Annotated in this window: 25 protein-coding genes, 1 pseudogene and 2 riboswitches; of the genes and pseudogenes, 24 read left to right on the top strand and 2 right to left on the bottom strand. The window is 39.8% G+C overall.

Going from position 1 to position 24,644, the window contains the following annotated elements:
• Nucleotides 1-160: 160 nt before the first annotated feature.
• From katA to ACSU6B_RS04530, 18 genes and pseudogenes are all read left to right on the top strand, one after another.
• Nucleotides 161-1,621 carry a catalase KatA gene (gene katA, locus ACSU6B_RS04615; protein ID WP_410883137.1) on the top strand — a complete coding sequence of 487 codons (1,461 nt, stop codon included), beginning with the start codon at nt 161-163 and terminating at the stop codon, nt 1,619-1,621.
• Between the two features lie 167 nt (nt 1,622-1,788).
• Complete coding sequence (locus ACSU6B_RS04610; protein ID WP_410883135.1) at nt 1,789-2,259, top strand: GyrI-like domain-containing protein; 471 nt, start codon at nt 1,789-1,791, stop codon at nt 2,257-2,259.
• Nucleotides 2,260-2,421: 162 nt separating this feature from the next.
• Nucleotides 2,422-2,570, top strand: a riboswitch (FMN riboswitch).
• 148 nt (nt 2,571-2,718) lie between these two features.
• Nucleotides 2,719-3,378, top strand: coding sequence for a riboflavin synthase (ribE, locus tag ACSU6B_RS04605; protein WP_410883133.1), 660 nt, complete (start codon nt 2,719-2,721; stop codon nt 3,376-3,378).
• A 60-nt stretch (nt 3,379-3,438) separates the two neighbouring features.
• A pseudogene (gene ribB, locus ACSU6B_RS04600) lies at nt 3,439-4,062 on the top strand (3,4-dihydroxy-2-butanone-4-phosphate synthase); the annotation flags it as partial.
• A gap of 25 nt (nt 4,063-4,087) precedes the next feature.
• Nucleotides 4,088-4,558, top strand: a complete 471-nt coding sequence (ribH, locus tag ACSU6B_RS04595) for a 6,7-dimethyl-8-ribityllumazine synthase (RefSeq protein WP_214716906.1) — start codon at nt 4,088-4,090, stop codon at nt 4,556-4,558.
• Between the two features lie 59 nt (nt 4,559-4,617).
• Nucleotides 4,618-4,810: riboswitch (cobalamin riboswitch) on the top strand.
• A 194-nt stretch (nt 4,811-5,004) separates the two neighbouring features.
• Nucleotides 5,005-5,970 carry an ABC transporter substrate-binding protein gene (locus ACSU6B_RS04590; protein WP_410883131.1) on the top strand — a complete coding sequence of 322 codons (966 nt, stop codon included), beginning with the start codon at nt 5,005-5,007 and terminating at the stop codon, nt 5,968-5,970.
• Nucleotides 5,936-6,997 (top strand): FecCD family ABC transporter permease, encoded by a 1,062-nt coding sequence (locus ACSU6B_RS04585; RefSeq protein WP_410883129.1) that lies wholly within the window; start codon nt 5,936-5,938, stop codon nt 6,995-6,997. Before ACSU6B_RS04590 ends, ACSU6B_RS04585 begins: the two co-directional genes overlap by 35 nt.
• A 2-nt stretch (nt 6,998-6,999) precedes the next feature.
• Entirely contained in the window at nt 7,000-8,466 is a 1,467-nt protein-coding gene (locus ACSU6B_RS04580; protein WP_410883127.1) for a heme ABC transporter ATP-binding protein, read from the top strand.
• Entirely contained in the window at nt 8,463-9,446 is a 984-nt protein-coding gene (cbiB, locus tag ACSU6B_RS04575) for an adenosylcobinamide-phosphate synthase CbiB (protein ID WP_410883125.1), read from the top strand. The genes ACSU6B_RS04580 and cbiB overlap by 4 nt, the downstream gene beginning before the upstream one ends.
• A complete protein-coding gene (gene cobD / locus ACSU6B_RS04570; protein WP_410883123.1) occupies nt 9,403-10,479 on the top strand; it encodes a threonine-phosphate decarboxylase CobD in 1,077 nt (358 codons plus the stop codon). The genes cbiB and cobD overlap by 44 nt, the downstream gene beginning before the upstream one ends.
• Nucleotides 10,461-11,033 (top strand): bifunctional adenosylcobinamide kinase/adenosylcobinamide-phosphate guanylyltransferase, encoded by a 573-nt coding sequence (locus ACSU6B_RS04565; protein WP_410883121.1) that lies wholly within the window; start codon nt 10,461-10,463, stop codon nt 11,031-11,033. Before cobD ends, ACSU6B_RS04565 begins: the two co-directional genes overlap by 19 nt.
• Nucleotides 11,030-12,538 carry a cobyric acid synthase gene (locus ACSU6B_RS04560; protein WP_410883119.1) on the top strand — a complete coding sequence of 503 codons (1,509 nt, stop codon included), beginning with the start codon at nt 11,030-11,032 and terminating at the stop codon, nt 12,536-12,538. Before ACSU6B_RS04565 ends, ACSU6B_RS04560 begins: the two co-directional genes overlap by 4 nt.
• Nucleotides 12,535-13,323: an adenosylcobinamide-GDP ribazoletransferase gene (gene cobS / locus ACSU6B_RS04555; RefSeq protein ID WP_410883117.1), complete on the top strand. Its 789-nt coding sequence runs from the start codon at nt 12,535-12,537 to the stop codon at nt 13,321-13,323. The genes ACSU6B_RS04560 and cobS overlap by 4 nt, the downstream gene beginning before the upstream one ends.
• Nucleotides 13,293-13,892 (top strand): histidine phosphatase family protein, encoded by a 600-nt coding sequence (locus ACSU6B_RS04550; RefSeq protein WP_410883115.1) that lies wholly within the window; start codon nt 13,293-13,295, stop codon nt 13,890-13,892. Before cobS ends, ACSU6B_RS04550 begins: the two co-directional genes overlap by 31 nt.
• Nucleotides 13,844-14,278 carry a bifunctional adenosylcobinamide kinase/adenosylcobinamide-phosphate guanylyltransferase gene (locus tag ACSU6B_RS04545; protein ID WP_215001813.1) on the top strand — a complete coding sequence of 145 codons (435 nt, stop codon included), beginning with the start codon at nt 13,844-13,846 and terminating at the stop codon, nt 14,276-14,278. Before ACSU6B_RS04550 ends, ACSU6B_RS04545 begins: the two co-directional genes overlap by 49 nt.
• A 15-nt stretch (nt 14,279-14,293) precedes the next feature.
• Nucleotides 14,294-14,878 carry a cob(I)yrinic acid a,c-diamide adenosyltransferase gene (locus ACSU6B_RS04540; protein WP_410883113.1) on the top strand — a complete coding sequence of 195 codons (585 nt, stop codon included), beginning with the start codon at nt 14,294-14,296 and terminating at the stop codon, nt 14,876-14,878.
• A gap of 1 nt (nt 14,879) precedes the next feature.
• Nucleotides 14,880-15,371: an ECF transporter S component gene (locus ACSU6B_RS04535; protein WP_410883111.1), complete on the top strand. Its 492-nt coding sequence runs from the start codon at nt 14,880-14,882 to the stop codon at nt 15,369-15,371.
• Nucleotides 15,368-16,084, top strand: coding sequence for an ATP-binding protein (locus tag ACSU6B_RS04530; protein ID WP_410883109.1), 717 nt, complete (start codon nt 15,368-15,370; stop codon nt 16,082-16,084). Before ACSU6B_RS04535 ends, ACSU6B_RS04530 begins: the two co-directional genes overlap by 4 nt.
• Before the next feature lie 17 nt (nt 16,085-16,101).
• On the opposite strand, the gene ACSU6B_RS04525 is transcribed toward ACSU6B_RS04530, so the two are convergent.
• Nucleotides 16,102-18,204, bottom strand: coding sequence for a transglycosylase domain-containing protein (locus tag ACSU6B_RS04525; protein WP_410883107.1), 2,103 nt, complete (start codon nt 18,202-18,204; stop codon nt 16,102-16,104).
• Between the two features lie 221 nt (nt 18,205-18,425).
• Here ACSU6B_RS04525 and ACSU6B_RS04520 point away from each other — a divergent pair, with 221 nt between their 5' ends.
• The 4 genes from ACSU6B_RS04520 to ACSU6B_RS04505 all read left to right on the top strand — a co-directional run bounded on the left by ACSU6B_RS04520 (nt 18,426) and on the right by ACSU6B_RS04505 (nt 21,326).
• Nucleotides 18,426-19,115 carry an ABC transporter ATP-binding protein gene (locus ACSU6B_RS04520; RefSeq protein ID WP_410883105.1) on the top strand — a complete coding sequence of 230 codons (690 nt, stop codon included), beginning with the start codon at nt 18,426-18,428 and terminating at the stop codon, nt 19,113-19,115.
• Nucleotides 19,112-20,461, top strand: coding sequence for an ABC transporter permease (locus ACSU6B_RS04515; protein WP_410883103.1), 1,350 nt, complete (start codon nt 19,112-19,114; stop codon nt 20,459-20,461). Before ACSU6B_RS04520 ends, ACSU6B_RS04515 begins: the two co-directional genes overlap by 4 nt.
• A gap of 108 nt (nt 20,462-20,569) precedes the next feature.
• A complete protein-coding gene (locus ACSU6B_RS04510) occupies nt 20,570-20,836 on the top strand; it encodes a phage holin (protein WP_088086936.1) in 267 nt (88 codons plus the stop codon).
• A 265-nt stretch (nt 20,837-21,101) separates the two neighbouring features.
• Nucleotides 21,102-21,326 (top strand): hypothetical protein, encoded by a 225-nt coding sequence (locus tag ACSU6B_RS04505; protein WP_410883100.1) that lies wholly within the window; start codon nt 21,102-21,104, stop codon nt 21,324-21,326.
• Between the two features lie 61 nt (nt 21,327-21,387).
• Here the strand turns inward: ACSU6B_RS04505 and ACSU6B_RS04500 are convergent, their stop codons facing one another.
• Nucleotides 21,388-21,618, bottom strand: a complete 231-nt coding sequence (locus tag ACSU6B_RS04500; RefSeq protein WP_215001829.1) for a hypothetical protein — start codon at nt 21,616-21,618, stop codon at nt 21,388-21,390.
• 204 nt (nt 21,619-21,822) lie between these two features.
• Between ACSU6B_RS04500 and ACSU6B_RS04495 the strand changes: the two genes are divergently transcribed.
• A complete protein-coding gene (locus tag ACSU6B_RS04495) occupies nt 21,823-23,409 on the top strand; it encodes a spore germination protein (protein ID WP_410883332.1) in 1,587 nt (528 codons plus the stop codon).
• Nucleotides 23,406-24,620 (top strand): Ger(x)C family spore germination protein, encoded by a 1,215-nt coding sequence (locus ACSU6B_RS04490; RefSeq protein ID WP_410883098.1) that lies wholly within the window; start codon nt 23,406-23,408, stop codon nt 24,618-24,620. The genes ACSU6B_RS04495 and ACSU6B_RS04490 overlap by 4 nt, the downstream gene beginning before the upstream one ends.
• The last annotated feature ends 24 nt before the right edge of the window (nt 24,621-24,644 follow it).

Genomic DNA, 24,644 nt, shown 5'->3' with positions numbered 1-24,644 from the left:
GAATAACGTCCTTTATTTTTAATAGCTATGTAATAGTGGGTACATGTTATTCTGATGATAATCAATATTAATTTATATTAATTATAATTTAGTATTGATTTTAATAAGATTTATATTATAATTTGTTTAAGCTTTAAAAAATAGTTTACGAGGTGATCAAATGGGTAATGGTAACAAACACTTAACAACAGGAAATGGAGCACCAGTCGGTGATAATCAAAATTCTATGACGGCTGGATCACGTGGACCAACATTGATTCAAGATGTACATTTACTAGAGAAATTGGCACACTTTAACCGTGAGAGAGTTCCTGAGCGTGTTGTCCACGCCAAAGGTGCCGGAGCACATGGCTATTTCGAAGTGACCAATGATATGTCAAAATATACAAAAGCAAAATTGTTTAATAGCGTTGGAAAACGCACACCTATGTTTATTCGCTTCTCAACTGTAGCAGGTGAACTTGGTTCAGCTGATACAGTTCGTGATCCGCGTGGGTTTGCTGTTAAGTTTTATACGGAAGAAGGAAACTATGATTTAGTAGGGAACAACACGCCAGTCTTCTTCATTCGCGATGCGATTAAATTTCCTGATTTCATTCATACTCAAAAAAGAGATCCTAAAACCCATTTGAAAAATCCAACTGCAGTTTGGGACTTCTGGTCACTGTCACCTGAATCCTTACACCAAGTTACCTATTTAATGGGTGACCGAGGACTTCCAGCAACACTTAGACACATGAATGGCTATGGCAGCCATACCTTTAAATGGGTTAATGCGGATGGAGAAGCAGTTTGGATCAAATATCACTTTAAATCCGAACAAGGTGTGAAGAATATGGCACCAGAGCTTGCTGGTAAGTTAGCTGGAGATAATCCTGATTACCATACGGAAGACTTATTTCATGCAATTGACAAGGGTGACTTCCCAGCATGGAGACTCCATGTTCAAATCATGCCTTTTGAAGATGCTCAATCGTATCGCTTCGATCCGTTTGATGTCACAAAGATATGGTCACATAAGGACTACCCATTAATCGAGGTTGGACGTATGGTGCTCAACCGTAATCCGGAAAACTATTTTGCAGAAGTCGAGCAGGCCACATTCTCTCCTGGAACAATGGTCCCTGGTGTTGAGGCTTCGCCGGATAAAATGCTTCAAGGCCGACTATTTGCTTATTCGGATGCCCACCGCTATCGTGTCGGACCAAATCATAATTTGCTCCCAATTAATCGTCCAAAGGTAGAAGTAAATAACTATCAACGTGATGGGGCGATGCGTTCCGATCATAATGGTGGTGGTTCGGTTTACTATGAGCCAAACAGTTTTGGAGGACCAAAGGAAGAACCTGAACATAAACAAACTGCCTTCCAGGTTAATGGACTTGCTGAACAAGTAGCCTATGATCAAAATGACCACTACACACAAGCCGGTGATTTATATCGCTTAATGTCAGCAGAAGAGCGGGCCCGCTTAATTGAAACAGTGGTAGGCGCAATGAAACCAGTTGAGAGGAATGACATAAAGCTACGTCAAATTCAACATTTCTACAAAGCAGACCCAGAATATGGTGAGAAAGTAGCCAAAGGGTTAAATCTAGCTATTCCTCAAGAGGTAAAGTGACTATTAAACTAGTAAAAGGCCGTTCATTAAGATGGACGGTCTTTTTTCATGGTAACAGGAGCTGAGATCTCGTCAGTTTTTTAAATGATTAGTCGAACTATTTTTGCAGGAATTTAAGGGCAATGATTAGAATTATATTAATATGATGATTTAAAAGGGGGATTAGCATGAGTATCCAGGTAATAGAAAAAGAAGAAATGAAAGTTGTTGGGATTTCATGGAATGGAACTTACTCACAAATCAATACACTTCCACGTCTTTTTCAAGAAATGGTTAATCGACTAGAAGAAGTATCCTATCAAACGAAAGAACCTGTCTTGATTGCACCTTTTCATAGCAGGGAAACAGAGTTCACCTATTATGTTACAACTCCCGTCGAAAAAATTGACGAAATTCCTGATGGTATGGTTGGATTTACGATTCCGAGTAAAAATTATGTTTTTGCTACCCATAAAGGAAAGCAAGAGGAAGTCGAAAATACATATCAACAAATATATGCTTGGATGAAAGAATATGGCTATGAACAGGATCACAACGCATTAAGTATTGAAGTATATAAAGAAGAGCATAAACATCTGTATACTTCTGGGGAGCTTCACTTTGATATTTATTTACCAGTAAAGACTTATAAAGAGTAAACTAATTCTTTCAATGGAAGCAAGCTAAGGGGAGAAGAAATCACCTTAGCTTATGGATTTTATGTGAAATAATGATCAAATGATTTTAGTATGAAAATACTTTTTAGTGCGTTTCCCTTTACTGATCCAATAGAGTATACTATCATTAAAATAAGAATTGTATATTTCCTTCGGGGTCAGGTGAAATTCCTAACCGGCGGTGATGAAGCGTTGCTTCTTAGTCCGTGACCCGGTTAACATATTATTGTTAAACGGTGGATCTGGTGAAACTCCAGAGCCGACAGTTAAAGTCTGGATGGGAGAAGGAAAAGACAGGATTAATTGTAGGGTGTAGTGTACCTATTTTTAACCCTTTATTTTCTATTGTCTTTTACAGGACCCTGAGGACTTATTGTCTTCAGGGTCTTTTTCATTTTAGGGTAAGAATTTAAGTGGAACCATAGTAAGGAGAAGGAAATTATGTTTACTGGAATTATTGAAGAAATTGGGGTAGTCGCGAACATCCAGCGGACTGGCGAGTCGTTTGTTTTAGCCATTGAGGCAAATAAAATACTTAATGATGTTCACCTTGGCGACAGTATTGCTGTCAACGGGGTATGTCTAACGGTGACATCCTTTACGGGTAAGCTGTTTACGGTAGATGTTATGCCCGAAACGGTCAAAGCTTCAAGTTTAAATATGGTAAAGCGAGGTTCCAGAGTAAATCTTGAGCGGGCGATGGCAGCAGGTGGAAGGTTTGGCGGCCATTTTGTCTCAGGACATATCGATGGAACAGGCATAATTAAAAGTAAACAGTCCTTCGAAAATGCTGTCTACTATGAGATTGAAGCAGAGCAAGACATATTAAAATATGTAATCTTAAGAGGGTCTATAACGGTAGATGGGACAAGTTTGACTGTTTTTGCGGTAACTGAAAATAGTTTTACACTATCGATCATCCCCCATACATTGTCGGAAACGATTTTGGGAATAAAGGGGTCAGGGGATATCGTTAATCTAGAATGCGATATGATTGGTAAATACGTTGGTCATTTTATGAAAAACCTTTCAGGTGATACTGCGCAAAATCATAAGACAGGGATAACGGCACAATTTTTAGCAGACAATGGTTTTAATTAAATTATAGTTTGGAAAAGTCCAATCTTAAAGGGTTTGTCATTTTGAAAGGAGAGATGTTGCGTGTTTAATACGATTAACGAAGCTCTTGCTGATTTAAAAGAAGGAAAGGTTGTTATTGTCTGCGATGATGAAAACAGGGAAAATGAAGGGGACTTTATTTCTCTTGCTGAAAAAGCAACGCCGGAGGTCATAAATCTTATGGCCACTCACGGAAGAGGTCTAATCTGTGTTCCTATTGACGAGGCATTAGCTCAAAAGCTCGACTTACATCCAATGGTTTCCAAGAATACGGATCCAAATCGAACAGCTTTTACCGTAAGCATTGACCATAAATTTTCTACAACTGGAATTTCTGCATTTGAACGATCAGCAACGGTGTTGAGTATGGTTGACCCGGAATCAAAAGCATCCGATTTTTTAAGACCAGGGCATATGTTTCCGTTGATTGCTAAAAAAGACGGAGTCTTGAGCAGAACGGGGCATACAGAAGCAGCTGTAGACCTTGCAATTTTATGCGGTGCCAAGCCTGCTGGTGTCATTTGTGAAATCATGAATGACGATGGCACGATGGCACGTGTCCCACAGCTGCGCAAAATTGCTGATAAGCTAAACATTAAAATGATTACGATTAAAGATTTAGTAGAATACCGAAGCAACAAGGAAAATTTAGTTAAGCGGGAAGTTTAAAACAAATTTAGGAGGCATACTCATGGGTAATATTTTTGAAGGAAATTTAGTTGGCTCAGGATTAAAAGTTGGAATCGTGGTTGGACGTTTTAATGAATTCATTACAAGTAAACTATTAGGCGGTGCACAGGATGCACTTAAAAGACATGGCGTCAGTGAGACAGACGTAGATATTGCCTGGGTACCTGGTGCATTTGAAATTTCATTAATCGCCCAAAAAATGGCTAATAGCAAAAAATATGATGCAGTTATCACGCTTGGTACGGTCATTCGCGGCTCTACTCCACATTTTGACTTTGTTTGTAATGAAGTGGCAAAAGGTGTTTCCGCAATCAATTTAAGTAGTGGCATTCCTGTTATTTTTGGAGTACTAACCACAGATTCTATTGAACAAGCGATTGAGCGTGCTGGGACAAAGGCTGGTAATAAGGGATGGGATGCCGCTTCGGCTGCAATTGAAATGGCTAATTTGTGCAGAACGATTGAACTTTAAAATTATTGCAAAAATACATGTACAATTCATTTCATCTTTTCTATAATGAATTTAACAAAAAATATTTTTTATTATTAGGTGCTAAAATCTTATTGTAAGATTTTCGGCTTAAAAGAGAAGTTTGGTAAAAGCCAACGCGGTCCCGCCACTGTAAATGAGAGCAACCTATATGGTGCCACTGTCGACTAAGATGGGAAGGCATAGGAAGCGATGATCATGAGCCAGGAAACCTGCCTAATTCTTGTGCGCCAATAAAACCTACGAGGATGGGACGGTGTTGAAGGCTAGACTCCCTTTACTTATTGCTAGTAACCTGAATCTAATCATACCAACATCTCCATTACATAGTGGAGATGTTTTTTGTTTTTATCCAAGCCATTTTGTTTTTGCACAAGAAGATTTATTTTTTGTTACATAATATTTATTAACTGAAAGTAGGGAGAAAAATGAAGAAGTTGTATTCATTGCTGTTAGTAGTATTATTAACAGTAGGAGTTTTAACAGGTTGTGTTGAAAAGAAAGACCAAGTTAAGGAAGAGAATAAATCCAGCGTTGAGAAGAAAACAGCGGAAATAACCTATCCAGTTACACTTACAGATGCTACCAAAACTAAAGTTATTATCGAAAAGAAACCTGAAAAGATCGTTTCACTAATTCCAAGTAATACAGAAATTGCATTTGCATTAGGACTTGACAAAGAAGTGGTGGGCGTGTCTGATTTCGATAATTACCCGGAAGCAGCGACGAAAAAAGAAAAAATCGGCGGACAGGAAATAAACTTAGAAAAAATCATTTCCTTAAAACCGGATTTAGTGTTAGCACATGCATCTTCAGCTCATAATTCTGAAGCAGGGCTTCAGCAGCTTAAAGATGCTGGAATTACCGTTTTGGTTGTTAATGATGCGCAAAATTTTGACCAAGTTTATGATTCCATTGATATGATTGGGAAAGCTACCGGTGAAACAGCGAAAGCCGATGAGATGATTAAAGGGATGAAGGATAAATTGGCCGAAATTAAAGCAAAGGCTGGGGAAATAAAAGAAAAGAAAAAGGTATTAGTTGAAGTTTCGCCCGCTCCAGAAATTTATACACCTGGCAAGAATACCTTTATGGATCAAATGCTAAGTATAATTAATGCGGAAAACATCGCAAATGATCAAGAAGGCTGGATTAAAATTGATCAAGAGGCGATGATTAAACGCAATCCAGATGTAATCCTGACTACCTATGGATACTATGTCAAAAATCCGGCGGAACAAGTTTTAACTAGAAAGGGCTGGGAAACGGTCAACGCTGTAAAAAATAAGCATGTAGTCGATGTGGATTCTGATCGCGTGACTCGCTCAGGCCCTCGGATCGTTGAAGGAGTAGAAGATCTTGCAAAGGCTGTCTATCCTGAGATTTTTAAATAATAAGTATTTAGCCTATATAATAGCTGGAATGTTCCTTGTTCTAGCTTTTTTATTAGGGATTTCAATTGGAACAGTTTCGGTGCCAATCTTAACCATTATTAAGATTTTCAGTGCGAAAGTTTTTGGGGTTATTTCATTGGAGACAATTGACCCTATGTATTCAAGTATTGTCCTTAACATTCGCTTACCTAGAGTGATTTTATCTGGTCTTGTCGGGGCTTCTCTTGCTATTGCAGGGGCAGCCTTCCAAGGTCTGCTAAGAAATCCGTTAGCAGATCCTTATACATTGGGTGTATCCTCCGGGGCGTCAGTTGGAGCGGTGTTGACACTGTTTTTCCATCTATCGATTCCTTTTATAGGTTCCTTCACATTACCATTGCTAAGTATTTTATTTTCCTTTTTAACCATCTTTTTAGTCCTTACTTTCGCCAGTAAAATAGAGCGTTCCATGAGAGTGGAAACGATTATTTTAACAGGGATAATTTTTAGCTCCTTCTTAGGGGCAATTATTTCGCTGATGATTGCGCTGACTGGAGATGAGTTGAGGCAAATTATTGGCTGGCTATTAGGAAGTGTATCGATGAGAGGCTGGGAGTACATAAAAATCATTTTGCCATTTTTTATCATTGGCTCAGGCCTGCTGATTTTTAATGCAAAGGAACTAAACGCCATGTCGTTTGGGGAAGAGCGGGCACAGCATTTAGGGGTCAATGTTCAAAAAAGAAAGCTAATTATTTTAACAGCTGGCTCTATTTTAACAGGAGCGGCAGTTGCGGTGTCAGGCACCATTGGTTTTGTCGGGCTAGTGATTCCTCATTTATCAAGATTATTATGGGGTCCCGATCACCGGCATCTCCTTCCGTTATCGATCATAACAGGAAGCGGTTTTTTAATTTTAGCTGACCTAATTTCAAGAACAATCATATCTCCTACAGAATTACCCATTGGTGTAATCACAGCTTTAATTGGTGCACCGGTATTTGCAATAATCCTGCTCCAAAGAAAAAGGACGGAAAGAAGTGGTTAGGGATGCTTAGTGTTCAACAGATTTCCGGAGGATACTCGAGTGAAGCGGTTCTGAAAGACATTTCTTTTGATGTGGAAAAGGGAGAATTATTCGGGATATTGGGGCCGAATGGAAGTGGAAAGACAACCCTTTTGAAAATGCTTAGTGGAATTTTGCCCATCCAAAAAGGTGAGATTTTTATCAATCGGAAACGGCTGCAGGAATACAAAACAAAACAACTGGCCCAAATGATTGCCGTTCTTTCACAACATTCAACACAATCATTCTCATACACCGTAAAAGAAACTGTCTCGCTTGGCCGTTATGCACATCAAAAGGGGTTATTTCAAACCTGGAGTAATGCCGATGAAGAGGTTGTCCAGCGAGTAATGAAGCAAATTGGTGTTTCCAGATTCCAAAATAAAAATATTCAAGAATTATCAGGCGGTGAAAAGCAACGAGTATTTCTTGCCCAAGCTTTGGCTCAAGAGCCTGAAATACTTTTGTTAGATGAACCCACCAACCATTTGGATTTGTCGTACCAAAAGGAATTATTAGATTTCTTAAAACAATGGACGTCAGAAAGTGGATTAACAGTCATCTCTATTTTTCACGATTTAAACCTTGCGGGGCTTTATTGTGATCGATTGCTCCTTCTCGAAAATGGAAGAATTAATATCGATCATATTCCTAATGAGGTGCTCCGGGAAGAACGAATAAGAGATGTGTATCATACAGACATTCAAAAACATCCCCATCCTAAAGTCGCTGCACCGCAAATGGTTTTACTGCCAAAAGTGAAAAACAAAGTTGTCGATTTTGACCTAGATGAGTCGATGCTGCATATCTCAGAAGAATTAATCGAGTTAACATCCCCTATGCCATTAAGGACGATGTCATCTGGGGTGATTGGTTCGGGAACCGGATGGCACCTAACATTTGTGAACCGCCATGTTAACAAGGATTACAACTGTAGTGATCATCGTATAGAAATGAGTTCATTTTTAAAATCAAACGGGTTTGAACCATCGGAAACTGTTGGCATGATGACCGCAGTTGTCCTCGAAGATGTAGTATACAAGCGGTTTGAACATAATAGCTTCTCGATATTTGCTGTTGTGACAGCTGGAGTAGGAAATGCGATTGATGCTTCGAAAAGTGAACAGCATACATTTGAAATGACACCAGGAACAATCAATACCTGGATTTTTGTGAGCGGCGAGCTGACAGAGGAAGCTTTTATACAAAGTATCATGACCGCAACTGAAGCGAAGGTTAAGGCATTGAATGATCTAAAGGTAATCGATGAAGTCACCGGAACGATCGCCACCGGTACATCGACAGATAGTATCTTAATTGCTGCTACTCAAACGGGTGAAGTATTAGAATTTGCGGGTACGATTACCCCGTTAGGCAAGCTTATTAGCAAGGCAGTTTATCAGTGCACGATCGAAGCGATTCAAAAATCCAGCAAGAGGAAATGCAAATGATCGTCCATCATTTAATCTCAATCACAGTTGCCTATATTATTGACCTGTTTATTGGGGATCCACCCGATTGGCCCCACCCTGTAAGATGGATTGGAAAGATGATAACATTTCTTGAAAAACGTTGGAATAATGGCAATTCTAAGCGGTGGAAAGGGCTGGCCATGCTCCTTTTTATCTTAGTCTTAGTTTTTTTCGTCGTTTTGATATTAGTTTTAATAGGATATTGGATTCATCCTGTTGTTGGAATTTTAGTAGAAGGTATAATTATTTCTACAACCATTGCTCAAAAAAGCTTAAAGGCGGCTTCTCTAGAAGTCTATCGTCCATTAATTGAAGGGGACCTTCCTGAAGCAAGGAAAAAACTATCCTATATTGTTGGCCGTGATACAGATTCCTTGGATGAGAGTGAAATCGCTCGCGGTACGATTGAGACAGTGGCCGAAAATACTAGTGATGGGGTGACGGCCCCCTTATTTTGGGCACTAATAGGTGGAGCCCCGCTGGCGATGGTTTATCGCGCAGCCAATACATGTGATTCGATGGTAGGCCACTTGAACGATAGATATAAAGAGTTTGGCTGGGCGTCTGCAAAATGGGATGATGTGATGAACTGGATTCCGAGTCGAGTAACAGGGATCATCATGCTAATAGGAAAACGTCCCGTAAGGATGCCTTATAGAAAAGCTTGGACAATTTTATTCCGTGATGCGAAAAAGCATCCGAGCCCAAACAGCGGCTGGGGTGAAGCGGCTGTCGCAGCTATTTTAGGGATACAGCTTGGCGGAATCAATTATTATAAAGGATTGATATCGAACCGGGCAAAAATGAGTGAACCCATTCAGTCCATCCAAGCGGAACATATCATCAAGGCCAATCAAATTCTTAGCAAAACGGTCTTTTTATTTTTATTATTTTTATGGATAGGGGGAATGGTCCTTGAATTGGCCGTCACATGGCTCGAATCCTCAATATTTATATGAGGCAATGGGCCTTGCACTCCCGTTGCAGTTTATTGATTTTAGCGCAAATATCAACCCAATTGGCCCGCCATCTGCTTTGAAAGAAAAATGGCTGGATTTTTTTCAAGAAATTAATGTTTATCCAGATCCTTATGCAACACAGCTGAAGGGAAGGATTGCAAAATCGGAGCAGACCCCGATTGATACAATCCTAATTGGAAATGGAGGAGCAGAGCTTATTACGCTGCTTGCCCGTATGCTTGCCGGCAAAAAAGTAGTCATCGTGGAACCAACATTTTCGGAATATGAACAAGCATGTCGGGCAAACAAATGTGAAATTGTCTACCATCAACTTGTGGAGCCAAACTTTGAATTGAATCCAGTCGATTTTCACTCGAGTCTGATGGATGCAGATGCGGTGTTTCTGTGTAATCCAAACAATCCAACAGGTATTTACTATCCGGCCTCTACGGTTATTTCGATCATAGAGGAATGTGAAAAGCGAGATTGCTTGGTCGTTTTGGATGAAGCATTTTTTGATTTTTTAATAGAATATGAATCATTGGTTCCATACATAAACAAGTTTTCAAATTTAATTATTATTCGCTCGCTGACAAAGATGTTTGCAATTCCAGGAATACGCTTGGGATATTTAATCGCTCAGCCAGCGATTGTTTCGGGTCTTAGCCAGTTACAATCACATTGGAGTACCAATACCATTGCGTTATTAGCAGGGGAACTTTGTCTGCAAAATAAATTTTTTATTAAAGAGACACAGGCATATATTAGTCATGAGCGGAAAAGGCTGTTTGCCTTTTTTACACAGGAAGAATTTGTGGTTTCGTCTTCCAACGTGAATTTCTATTTATTGAAGGATCCGCATTTGAAAGATCAGTTTGCGTTGTTTGAGTTCCTTCTAAATCAAGGCATCATACCAAGGCATACCTTTAACTTTCCTGGTTTAGAGGGAAGATGGCTTCGGTTTGCCATAAAAAGTAATCAAGAAAATAATCAACTAATGGAAGTGTTGGCGAAATGGCGTCATCATCATTAATCTTCATAACAGGCGGAGTAAGAAGTGGGAAGAGCAGCTTTGCTGAGAGGAAAGCAGTAGAGATCGCTCGTAAGACAGGCTGCCAGCTTAACTATCTGGCAACCGGCGTTCCTTCTGACTCAGAAATGAAGGAACGAATTGAAAAGCACCAACGCGATCGAGTTTCAGCGACTTACCGGTGGAAAACGTATGAACAGTCAGTTCAAATCGGGAAAATAGCTGATGACTTTAATGGCGAGGATGTTATTTTGTTGGATTGTGTCACAACTCTATTAAATAATGAATTGTTTTCTTCTGAGCAAGCGTGGGATGAACATTTTTTAGAAACGGTTAAAGAAAATGTGATTACAGGGATTACTTCGATAAAAAATCGTGCTCGGACAATAATTGTTGTCAGTAATGAAGTCTTAAACGAGCCGTTACTTGGCAATGAAATGGTTTTTACTTATGGCCGCTTGCTGGGCGAAATCCATCAATATTTAGTCAAGGAAGCGAAGTTAGTGTTTTTAGTGGAGGCAGGGATTCCTATCGTAATGAAGGGAGTAACGCAATGAAAGGAATCATGATTCAGGGTACGGCTTCAGATGTGGGAAAAAGTCTAATCGTAACGGCGATGTGCCGAATACTTGCCAATGAGGGAGTAAAGGTCGCCCCATTTAAATCTCAAAACATGTCCAATAACTCGTACGTGACACAAGACGGTAAAGAAATTGGCAGAGCACAAGGGATTCAGGCGGAAGCAGCTAGAGTGGAGCCAACCGTTTGGATGAACCCTATTCTATTAAAGCCACGGTCAGATCAGCATGCAGAAATTGTTTATCTAGGAAAAGCGATCGAAACCCTTTCGGGACAAGGATATCGGGATCATTTTTATGAAAAAGGGGTAGAGGTAATTAAGAATTCTCTACATCAGCTTGCCGATGAATATGATGTAGTGGTGATTGAGGGAGCAGGGAGCCCGGTTGAAATCAATTTAAAGGACCGCGAGTTGGTCAATATGAAGGTAGCCGAATTGGCGGATGTACCAGTTGTGCTGGTAGCCGATATTGACCGCGGCGGAGTATTTGCTAGTATTGTTGGCACACTTGAACTATTGGAGCCTTACGAAAGGCAACGAGTTGTCGGTGTGATTATCAATAAATTCCGCGGTGATATTACCCTATTTGAGGACGGAGTTCAGTGGCTGGAAGAGAAAACGGGTGTACCTGTATTAGGTGTATTGCCGTTTGTGGAAAATCATATGATTGATGGTGAGGACTCATTATCGATTCGCAGCCAATTTTCTAATCGGAATGAAGGGACAATTGATATTGCCGTCATCAACCTGCCGTTTATTTCAAATTACAGTGATCTGGAACCATTTTTATTTGAAAAAGATGTTTCGCTCCGTTTGGTGAATCATGCTAGTGAGTTTGGACAGCCAGATGCCGTTATTCTTCCGGGTACAAAAAGTACGATTAGCGACTTAAAAAATTTAAAAGATAAACAGTTAGATATCTTAGTCCAAAACCACGTAGAAAATGGCGGTTATGTTGTTGGGATTTGTGGCGGGTATCAAATCCTTGGCGGATATTTGATCGATGAAGTTGGTTCCGACACTGGGATACGGAACTACAAGGTGGAAGGGTTAGGAGTGATTCCTGCTGCTACCACTTTTTATAAAGAAAAAGAAACAAATCGAGTCACTGCCCAGTATCACAAGAGGATAGAATTACCCATTCACCACCCAATCGTAGGATATGAAATCCATTTAGGAAAGACGATATTTTCTAAAGAGGTCTGTCCGTTTTTAACATTAGCAAACGGGGAAGAAGAAGGCTATTTCGCAAATGACGGTCAAATCATTGGAACGTACCTTCACCATCTATTTCATAATGATGAATGGAGAAATCACTGGTTAAACATGATTCGGACAAGGAAAGGACTCCCTGCAGAAGAAATCCGTTCAATTAGCGACTATAAAGACAAACGATTTGATTCTATCGCAGACGAAATGAAAAGTCATCTAAAATGGGATCTGATTAAAAAGATTATCAATCAATGGGGTTCAAAAACATGACGTTCTTGAAAGGTTTCTTGATTAATATTCAATTCTTTACAGCAATCCCTATCACACTCGAGTTACCAATGGATAAAGACCATCTTAAAAAGGCAGTCCAAGCCTTCCCACTCGTTGGATTAATACAAGGGATCATTTATTCAGCGGTATTTTATCTGTGTCTTGAATATACTCCTTTTTCCCATCTTGCCTGTGCATTCATGCTTTGGCTGGCAACGATTCTCCTGACCGGAGGAATTCATCTGGATGGCTGGATGGATGCAAGTGATGCTTATTTTTCCTATCAAGATCAAGGGAAAAGGCTAGAAATTATGAAGGATCCAAGAACGGGTGCATTTGGCGTTCTCTCCATTCTTGTTTTATTAAGCTGTCGGTTTCTATTTATGTATGAGAGTACAGCAAAGGTCGGAAATATACTATTTATCATGATTGCTGTCATCCCTTTTTTAAGTAAAACTGTCATGGGTGTTCTGTTGTTAACGGTAAAATCAGCCAAGAATGAAGGGCTGGGCACGTTATTCCAAAGTGCGGCGAAACCGCAGGCATTATGGCTGTATCCCATTTATTTAGTTGGTGTTCTAATTCTAGTTAGTTTATTCATAAAAGAATTCTTCTTAATAGGTTTATTGATTTTCGCTGCAGCCTGCTGTTTATTCCTTTTTCGTCGGAAAGCTGTGAAATGGTTCGGTGGAATTACGGGGGATGTATTAGGTGCGGCTGTTGAAGGGACTGAGTTAATCCTGTGGATGACCGTGTGGTTATTGCATTATTTCGTCATGGTATAACTGAAGAAAATAGACGAAAAGCCTATCTAGGGTGGAACGATTCGCCGTTATGTCCGGAATCAAAACCTATATCGGTAACAAAAAGCTATCAGCGCTATTTTTCAAGTGATTTGCAAAGATGTACTGATACAGCGGAAATATTATTTCCAAACTCTAATCTATCCCTATTAAAAGAATTACGAGAAATAAATTTCGGTCAATGGGAAGGGAATACGTACGAAGACTTGAAAGAAAATAGACTCTATCGTCAATGGCTGGCAGATCCTGTTACGCATTGTCCGCCCGACGGTGAATCATTTGATAAGTTCACCAAGAGAGTTGATGCTGGCTGGGCCAGGCTGATTGGAGAGATTCTCGATTCTAGTTTGCAGAACGCAGCAGTAATTACTCATGGGGGAGTCATCAGATATCTTTTATCAAAATTTGCCCCACACCAAAAAGAATTTTGGGAGTGGCAGGTTAATCATGATCAGGGGTTTGAACTCATATTTGAAAAAGAATCTTTAAGGAGGAGGATGCGGTGCACTTTATTATTGGAGGTGCCTTTAACGGCAAACGGGCTTGGGTAAAGAATACCTACACTGTTTACGAGAATAAACATTGGGTCTCAGCTTATGATAACCATTCTCTCCCGTTAAATTTAATTGATTTTGGCAAGGATGTGATGATCCTTGAGGGTGTAGAAATATGGTTGAAAGATTTAACTGTGACATATGATGGCGACAAGTGTCGAGAGATTTGGAATAAATGTCTCGAGAATTGGCTTTCTTGGGAGCAGGAAGCTCTACATCGCCAATTAATTGTAATTGGGACTGATATTACAAAAGGAATTGTGCCATTGGAAGTAGAAAATAGACTGTGGCGGGATGTAACAGGATGGGCCTATCAAGATATCGCCGTAAAATCAGCTAAGGTTGACGTCATTTGGTATGGATTAAATCAAACGATTAAGTAAAGGGGAGAAGTTTCAATGAGAATTTACACAAGAACAGGTGACAAAGGAAAAACAAGTATAATTGGTGGCAGGGTAGACAAAGATGATACCCGTGTGGAAGCCTATGGAACGGTCGATGAAGTGAATTGTTTTGTCGGTCAGGCCATACAAGAGCTTGACCCCAAATTATTCAAGGACGTGCTTGATGATCTGGAGAAAATTCAACATGAATTATTTGATTGTGGAGGCGACCTTGCTAATGTGACTGAGAAGCGAGTAATAAAGCTTCAGCAAGAATCGATTGATTACCTTGAAAAGAAAATAGATGAATACATTAAAGAGGCACCAGAATTAGAAAGGTTTATTTTACCAGGAGGATCTAAGCCCGCGGCATCGATTCATATTGCTAGAACGGTGACAAGAAGAGCGGAAAGATTAGTTGTTAAGCTAGTCAAAGCTGATTCGAAAACACCTGAATTAGCCTTAATGTATCTAAACCGCTTATCAGATTATTTCTTTGCATTGGCTAGAGTTATAAACTTCCGATTAAATGTCAGCGACGTTGAGTATTTGCGCAGTGCAAAAGTATTCAGGGATGGGAAGCGTAAGGAGGAAAAGTAGTATGAAGGGAAAAGTGGTGAGCGGGCTGGCCATGTTAACGGCATTGTCAGTTGTCGGAGCAATGATTAAAATTCCAGCCATTGTCGGCAGTGTCGCATTGGATGTTTTTCCTGCGCTATTGGCAGCAGTCCTGTTTGGAGCGAGGGCTGGAGCGGTTGTGGCAGCATTTGGTCATCTGCTATCCGCTCTAATAGGTGGTTTCCCATTGGGGCCAATGCACTTTTTAATTGCTGTCGAAATGGCAGTGCTCGTTTGGATGTTTGGACGTCTTTATAAAAACAATAAGGTTTTAGCAAGTGCGCTCTTCATTATTGGGAATGCATTTGTTGCTCCCTTACCATTTATTTTTTTAATGAATGTCGGTTTTTATTTAGGAATTGTCCCTTCACTGCTAATCGGCTCGGTCATCAATACAGTAATCGCACTGGTTGCAATTCCAAGGCTTTCTTCATTGGTCACTTTTGACTTAGCGAAGCGTGAAGAAAAATTATGAGAGATATTATAACCATTCCTTTTAACAATATGGACTCGCTCATTATTGCATGCGACAATAGCGGATCCATCGGGAAGAAGGAACAAGATCTAGTTCATGTCCCATACGAAACGGTAGCTTATTTTTCGTTTAGAGTTGCCGTTATGGAATGTATAGCAGCAGGGGGGGAGCCCATTTCAGTGGTGCTCCACAACTTCTGCGGAATTGAACCCTGGGATGAGTTAGTTTCGGGAATACAAAAAGGGCTGCGTGAACTAAATTTATCGGATGTACGGATAACTGGTAGTACTGAAAGTAATTTTTCACTCATGCAATCTGCTGTTGGTTTAATCGTTCTTGGGAAAAAGTCCATTGCTCGAACGACAGAGCTAGCTTACTCTAACCAATTGAAATTTGCAGTGGTAGGCAGGCCTCTTGTTGGAAACGAAGTGATCGAACAAAAGGATCAAGTTGCCCCTCTGTCCGTTTTTCAGATGATCAGCAAGATTCAAGATGTCATGGTCTGGCCGGTTGGTTCCAGAGGGATTTTATATGAGATCAATCAGATGTTCCCTAATGAAGAAGTGTCAAAGGAAATGGTCATCACAAACGTGGATATTTTAAAATCGGCTGGACCAGCTACCTGCTTTCTGGCTGTGTATGATCCAGGACAGGAAGAAACAGTTATAAAAACAGCAGGAAGATTTTTCAACCTATTGGAAATAAAAAAATAGCACGCATCAATTGCGTGCTATTCACCTCTATTCTTAACCTTTTCAACTAATAAATTTACGGCCTCGCCGAGCTTATATAAAGCCTTATCCAAGCCCTTTTTCCATCCAGGGGCTTGTTCTTTTATGGTTTCACCTAGTTTTTGAGCATTTTCATTTAATTCTTTGCTTATCTTCTTCGCCTGTTCATTGATTCTTAGATTTGGGGGAGCTTCTCCGGCGAGCTGTGCATTAATTGAAGAAACTTCGAATTCTTCTTTCGGAAGATGCTGAATAGACTCCTTCATCATCTCTTTAAAAATTGGCACCACATTGGCCGAACTCGCACTTGGCAGGTAATGCTCTCGGTCGGTTTGGTCAAATCCTAACCAGATTGCCCCGACAAGATTTGGAGTATATCCAACCATCCATTGATCCTTCGTTCCACTGACATCCTTAAATGGTAACTGGGTCGATCCTGTTTTTCCTGCAAGTTGCACTCCAGGAATACGGGCGCGTCTACCCGTCCCGGTTTCTACTACATTTAAAAGCATCGAAGTCATTTCATCCGTGACCTCTACTGACGTCACTTTTGTGGTTTTCGCTTCCCTCTCTGCTAAAACATTTCCAGTCGGCCCAACAATTTTAGTAATTAAGTGGCTATCTTCACGCTTCCCGCCATTTGGAAAAGCTGAAAAAGCGTTTGCCATTTGAAGGGGGGAGACCCCTTGACTCATCCCGCCCAGTGCGATTGCCAGGTTTTTATCTTCTTTTGTAACAGGGATGCCAAACCTTTTTAATGAATCGATCCCTCTATCTAGGCCAATCTTATTTAACAGCCACACAGCCGGGATATTCAGCGATTTCTCAAGTGCCTTATACATTTCAACCTTTCCAGAATATGTTTTTGAAAAATTCTCTGGTTTGTAATTTCCGAAGGTGGTTGGTTCATCGACAAGCTTGGATGAATAGTTGTATCCTTCTTCAAGAGCAGGTGTATATACTGCCAATGGTTTGATCGTTGACCCTGGCTGTGCCCGTAATTGTGTTGCTCGGTTAAAGCCTCGGAATACATGCTCGCCGCGGCCGCCAACAAGGGCTAAGACTCCCCCTGATACTGGGTCCATTAGGACGGAACCACTTTGAACTAATTTCCCCCCTTGGCTCCTTGGGAACAAGTAGTTTTTACTATAGACCTTTTCAAGGCCAGTCTGAAGATCTTGATCCAAAGCAGTGTAAATTCTATATCCCCTTGTTAAAATTTCCTCCTGTGTTATGCCATATTTATTGATAGCTTCATTTAAAACAGCATCCACATAATAAGGGTATTTTCGTTCAACAAAGCTCCCGCCGCCATCGTGAAGGCGGATCTTTTCTTTCTTAGCCTTCGTATACTGTGAATTATTTATCATCCCGAGTTCTTTCATTTTTGCTAACACTGTATTTCGTCTTTTCATCGCTAAATTATAGTTTTTATAAGGGTCAAGATAATTCGGTGAATGCAATAGTCCGGCTAGCATCGCTGCCTCACTGACCGTTACATCCTCGATATTTTTATTAAAATACTTTTTTGATGCATTGCTAATACCCCAGGCACCGCTCCCGAAGTAAACCTGATTGATATACATTTGCAGAATCTCGTTTTTGGTATAAACCTTTTCGATTTTTACCGCTAAAAATAATTCCTCAGCTTTTCGCTTATAGGTCCGTTCTGGTGAGAGAAGGGCGTTCTTCGTTAGCTGCTGTGTTAAAGTACTGCCACCGCCTGTAATTCTTCCCGCAAACAAATTACTGAAAAAGGCACGGGCAATCCCTTTGATATCAAAACCGCCATGCTGATAAAAGCGTTCGTCCTCAATGGCAACGACCGCATTGGGTACATACTTTGGCAAGTCTTCGATTTTTACGCCTTTCGTCCGATTGGTAGCGACATTGCTAGCCACTTTTCCATTTTTATCATAAATAACTGTCGGCTGGCTGAGACCCTGCTTCAAAGATTGGACATTTGCTCTCATCGCGAGCCAGCCAAAATAGAGGATGGTCGCTAAAACAACCACTAGAATAATTAATAAGAATATTTGTGTTAAATGTTTCTTTTTCCAGAAACGAACGATTTTTTCCCAAAATGGATGCAATTTCTCCATGTGATCTCCTTACTTTAAAAAAGTAATTTTTAATTCTTTTATTATAAATTTTATCGAATAAAAAGACTAGCAAAAGCCATTTGGCTATTATTATTCCCTCTTGTAACAAATAAAACTTAGTCACGTCTACAAAGTAGTTAAAAAATATTTTAAATTTGTGTAGGGTTCATTAAAAAAACCTTCGTCTATTAGGTGTAATGAATGGGAAACAGGAGGAAATAATGATTACGATAAAAAAATTAAGCCATGATTTTGTGATTGGAAAAAAAGGAAGTCAAACGATTATTCCGGTACTTAGAGATATTACTTTGACGGTCGAAAAAGGTGAAATTGTTACGATTGTTGGTAGAAGCGGATCGGGGAAATCGACGCTTCTTAATTTAGTGAGTGGTTTCATTCATCCGAAAGAGGGTGAGATTTGGATCAGCGGGGAAAAGGTATCAGATCTGAATGAAACGAAATTTGCAGATTTCCGGATTAATAATCTAGGATTTATTTTTCAAAGCTTTCAATTGATTCCGAGCATGACTGCCTTTCAAAACGTGGAGCTGCCGCTTATATTAAAAGGTATTAACGAAAAGGAACGAAAAATCCAAACGGAAGAAATGCTTAAAAAAGTTGGGCTGCTAGATTACCAGGATCATTATCCAGGAGAATTATCAGGCGGGCAGCAGCAGCGGGTAAGTATCGCCCGTGCCTTAATTGTTAATCCCCCGATTATACTTGCCGATGAACCGACCGGCAGCCTTGATAGCGAAACAGAGGAAGAGTTATTGAAATTCATTAAGGAATTAAATACAGATTTAGGAATCACCTTTTTGATAATCACCCATGATGACAAGGTGGCCGATATCGGCAGCCGAAAGATTGAGTTAAAAGATGGCCGCATTGTCGAGGGGGTGCTGTTATGAAGTTAAAAGATCAATTCGGCTTCGTCCGCCAGAATATGAAGAAAAATAGAACGAGAGTATTTATGACGATTCTAGCGACAGCAATGGGATGTGCTTTCCTAATTGTTCTCGCCTCTGTCGGGTTTGGTTTACAGAAATCAGTGGTAAAGGAAATTACTGAACGCAGGGTCATCACCCAAATTGATGTTCACGGCAAAGAAACAAAAGATCAAGGGGTTTTTCGTCCTTTAAATGATAAAGATATTCAAGTTTTTGAAAAAGTTAAAGATGTCAAAGCTGTCACAAGAAGGAAAATGTTGCAACAGGAAAGCACCTATTCGATTGGGAATTATCAAGAAGCAACGCAAACTTTTGTGGCGAATTTTCCTGCAGAAATAAAATCCGGTTTTGAATTATCTGAGGGCAGGCTGCCAAAGGGAAAAGATGAAGTGGCCGTAGGGTACAATTTCCTAAATAATCTCGCAGAAAAGGATGCTGGCGATGATTTGTACGATGAAAAGGGTCAGGTTAAAGAGGAGTATCTCTATAAAGGCGAATTACTAAGCAAGGAAATTAAGTTAACGATCAGGCAGTTTAAAGAGGGCAAACAAGTAGAAAAAACGATTCCATTGAAGGTTGTTGGCATCTCTAAAAAGCCAACGAAAGAATGGGCCGAAGATCGAAGTGTGTTTATTTCGGATGATATGCTAACGGAAATTGAGACGTTTACAGGAACACCAAAAGGGTACCAGCTCGATGCCAATGGTGAAGTACCTGTCGACCTGAATGTCAATAAAAACTCGTATGATGAAGTTAAAATCTATGCTAAAAACATGGAAGCCGTCCAAAGTATCTCTGATCAATTAAAAGACAAGAATTATGCTTCGTATTCAGTGGTAAATGAATTAAAAGAGGTAAATATGGTGTTTATGATTGCAAAAGCAGGACTCATATTTATTGGAACGATCGCTATTTTAATCGCTTCTATCGGAATTTATAATACGATGACGATGGCGGTGACCGAGCGGGCTCCTGACATTGGAATTATGAAAGCAATCGGGGCGAGTCCAAAAACAATTAAACGAATCTTTCTGCTTGAAAGCAGTTATATTGGGTTGATCGGTGCACTCATTGGTACAGTCGTTTCCTATGGGATTAGCTATGCGGTGAATTTTGCGATTCCATTAATTATCAAACAGGCATTTGGTCAAGAATCGGACTTAGACTTAATATTTAGCGACATCCCGCTTATTTTACCAATCATTTGTATTGTAATTTGTTATGGTGTTACGATTATCTCAGGATTTCGACCAGCACAGCGGGCAACAAAAGTTGATGTATTAAAAGCAATGCGGAGAGAAGTTTAGTTACGAGGTTATCCAATGAAATTCCGCACCATTCGCGGACAACCAATTCCTAGTCCAAGCATATGTTAATAGAAAGATTGTTTAACATAAAGGAAAGGGCTGGGGAAGATGATTAACTGGAAGGTACGATTAAGAAACCGGAACTGGGTTATCGCGTTTGTATCTCAAATTATGATTGTTGCTCAAATGGTGTTTGCATGTTTAAATTCCTTTGGGATCATTGATTTTCAACTCACTGATGCTATTCAAAATTCTGTGTTAACCTTTTTAAATGCTGTATTTGTATTGCTGTCTATGTTAGGAATCGTACAGGATCCAACCACCAAGGGCTATGGGGACAGTGAACGGGCATTAAAATACAAGGACCCAAATTAATCTAATGAAAACTGGCTACCTGGATACCCAGAAAGATAAAAAAATGCCTTTGGTGATGAAAACCAGAGGCATTTTTCATATCTTCAATTCTAGGACTGTTGACCCAAATTCTACATTTATTACCATAATGTCTACAATTTGCTAAATGTTTGTTAAAATAAGGATGAGAGATATGGTAAGAGGATATTTAGGTTTGACCCTTGGTAGTACTTCTTTGTTGTTTTTGGAATAGAATTAATGATCCATTGGGAAAGGGGTCCTTAAAATGTGGTTTTGGATTACTATTTCTGCTTTATGTTTCGTCCTATTGCTGATTGTAGAGGAATTCATCTACTTTTTTTGGAACCGTTATGTGTATGGTGCAAATTATGAAAGAAAGAGGAGATGGTGGGGTAGTCTGTCTGCTGTAGGTGCTATATATAAACGGTTGTTCCATAAAAGAGAAAAAGAAAGATCAAATACTAATTCAGATAAGGGCTTGCCATTATAAGGTAAGCTCTTATCTTTTTTTATATTTCCAAGAAAAATGAAAACCGTATTATTTTTACGTTTTAGTTAGATGAATTCCCTTTTTTCTTATTTAAATAAGCACCGAAGGAATCAATGACGAAAAACAATATAAATAATAAAACAATGATATATTCGGCTGCCTCCATTACCCTAAAAGGGTTAATTGCCTTCCAAATAATTCCTGAAATACTTGCGCCCATCAAAAGATCCAACGAAATAATTAGTATTAAGCTGCCAAATGCCAGCAGGGTCGTAACAAACAATATTTTCAACCTCACCACACCCTTAGGAATATCTTGTTTTTATTGTTCTTTTCTAAGCTGTTCCTTATTCTAACTCGTATATTTTAATTATGGTTGTATAAAAACCACTTTCAATGGGATAAAGTGATATACCTTGGGCAATATATCCAGTATTGGGAGAAAAGTGTTCAAATAATTTTTAAGGAGGCCGGTATTGTGTCGATTTTGTCTAAGATGCTTAAAAATAAACAAAAAAAGAGACAGGATGATAATTATAGGCAAAAACAAGATCCGCAAAAACCGGAGGACTTGCCGATTTTAAGAGACTATCAAGAGAATATATCTCGTCTAAAAGAGGAAGTTGGCAATAGTAGCGATATTAACTTTCGCGAGTTTAAAATTGGGCCACATAAAGGTGCTCTTGTTTACGTTGACGGAATGGCTAGTTCTGATGCAATAGCCGACTATATATTAGAAACAGTAATCGAAACAAAGGTACCGGATGAACCAGTCGATCTAATACAATACATGCTGGATAAAACTATGGCACTTGGAAGTGTCAAGACAATTGATAATTGGAATCAGGTATTTGATTCATTGTTCTCAGGAGATACGGTCATCTTTTTACAGGGATGCAATAAAGCTATCAGTGGTGAAACAAAAGGATGGGAAAGGCGTTCGATTACGGAGCCTTCCACACAATTATCAATTCGTGGTCCAAAAGATTCGTTTACGGAAACACTCCGTACGAATACGGCTTTAATTCGCCGCCGTATAAAAAGTCCAAATTTACGGGTGGATTCCATGAAACTAGGGTCTGTTTCCCAAACTGATATCGCCATTATATATTTGGAAGGAATTGCCAATGAAAAAATTGTTGGAGAGGTCAAAGAAAGGCTTCAACAAATCAATATCGATTCCATCCTTGCTTCTGGATATATAGAGCAATTGATTGAAGATCAAACTTGGACAACATTTCCAACCACGTACCACTCAGAAAGGCCAGATGTCGTGACATCACATTTACTAGAAGGGAGAATTGCCATAATAGTCGATGGGACCCCGTTTGTTGTTACAGTTCCAGCTATTTTTATTCAATTTTTCCAAGCACCGGATGATTACTATTCACGATTTGACATATCAACAGGAATTCGATTGTTAAGAATTTTAGCATTCCTTATCGCAGTTATTGGACCTTCTGTTTATATTGCTGCGACCACCTTTCATCAGGAGATGATCCCGACGACGATGGCGATTGCTATTGCCGCTCAACGGGAAAATGTTCCCTTTCCTGCTTTTGTTGAGGCATTAATCATGGAGGTTACATTTGAAATTTTAAGGGAGGCGGGGCTTAGGCTTCCAAGGGCTGTTGGTCAGGCCGTTTCCATTGTCGGGGCCCTCGTAATTGGTCAGGCAGCCGTACAGGCTGGTTTCGTCTCTCCTGTAATGGTTATTGTCGTTTCAATTACTGCAATCGCAAATTTTTCCACACCCGTATTTGCTATGGCGATTGCGGCAAGATTAGTCCGGTTTGTCCTGATGGGATTAGCTACGATGTTAGGCTTTTATGGAATCATGTTAGGGCTGATGTTCATGTCACTTCATTTATGTTCGCTTCGCTCGTTTGGAATTCCATACATGATGCCACTAGCACCTTTCAACATCCATAATCAACAGGACGCATTTATTCGCTTTCCAGTCTGGGCTATGAAAAATAGACCGATGTTTATTAGCAAAGGCAATATGAAGAGGACAGGAGATCATCAAAAGCCTGGTCCACCTAAACCAACAGAAAATCAACCTAAAAATGGTGAAGAATGATGAAAAAATGGTTCATTATTATTTTGATCTTAATCATGTCTCTGCCGATCCTGAGTGCTTGCTGGAATCAGAAAGAGTTGACTGATTTGGCCTTTGTAATGGCACTTGGTATTGATAGGGGTGAGGACGATCTGTACCATATTTCGTTTCAGCTTGTTAATCCCGCGAACGTTTCAGCTGCGCAAGGTGGAGGAGGCCAGGGGCTGCCGATAGCCGTTTATAAAAGCACTGGTAGAACCATTACTGAAGCATCTAGAAATGCAACTAAAAAGGTTTCGCGCCGTTTATATTATGCGCACACCAATGTAGTCGTTGTTAGTGAAGAAGTGGCACGTGATAGAACTCTAATGCTTAATATGTTAGATGCCTTTGCAAGGGATCCAGAATTTAGAACAACTACAGAGCTAATTATAGCAAGAGATTCTACGGCAGAGGAAATAGTCACAACTCTGACTATTCTCGATAAACTGCCTGTTACTAAGATTACAAAAGAGATCAAATCAACTGAAGCTATGAAAGGGGAAAATATAAGTATAAGTATAGATGATCTCATTGATGGAATTGTCGGCAGTGGAAAAGAACCTATTCTAAACGGTTATCGACTAATTGGTAAGAAAGAAGAAGCCAATAAAGCAACTAATTTGCAAAAAACAACAACCGATGCTTACCTCTCAGCTGATGGCTTAGCGGTTATTAAAGACGGTGAATTGACCGGTTGGATTGAAAGTAACAAGGCTCGTGGAGTGATCTGGGTCCTAGATAAAGCGAAGAGTACCGATATAACTCTAAAGTGGAATGGTAAGAAAAATGCCATTAGTATGGTGCCTATTAGATCAAAAACCAAAGTCTCAACTATCTTTAAAAATGGGAAACCTGTAATAAATATTAAAATTGAGAATGAAGGCTGGATTAGTGAAGCGAATACCGCAATTGACTTGATGGATCCAACAATTATTGGAAAAATTGAAAAATTAGTGGAAAAAGAGATTAAAAAGGAAATACAGTCTTCAGTAAAGGAAGTCCAGAAACTAAAGTGTGATATCTTCGGGTTTGGTGATAGTGTACATAAAGCTAACCCTGAATTATGGAAGAAGCTAAAGGGGAATTGGAACGATTATTTTGCAGACCTGGAAGTGAATGTAAAGGTAGATTCATACGTGCGTCGCGAAGGAGTACGGACAAATCCATTTTGGTCAGGCATTAATAAATAACGCGAAGTAAGGAGGGGGGGACGA

The sequence above is a fragment of the Neobacillus sp. C211 genome (assembly GCF_051842875.1).
In the GTDB taxonomy this organism is placed as follows: Bacteria; Bacillota; Bacilli; order Bacillales; family Cytobacillaceae; genus Neobacillus.
This window is presented reverse-complemented; position numbering and strand designations above follow the sequence as displayed.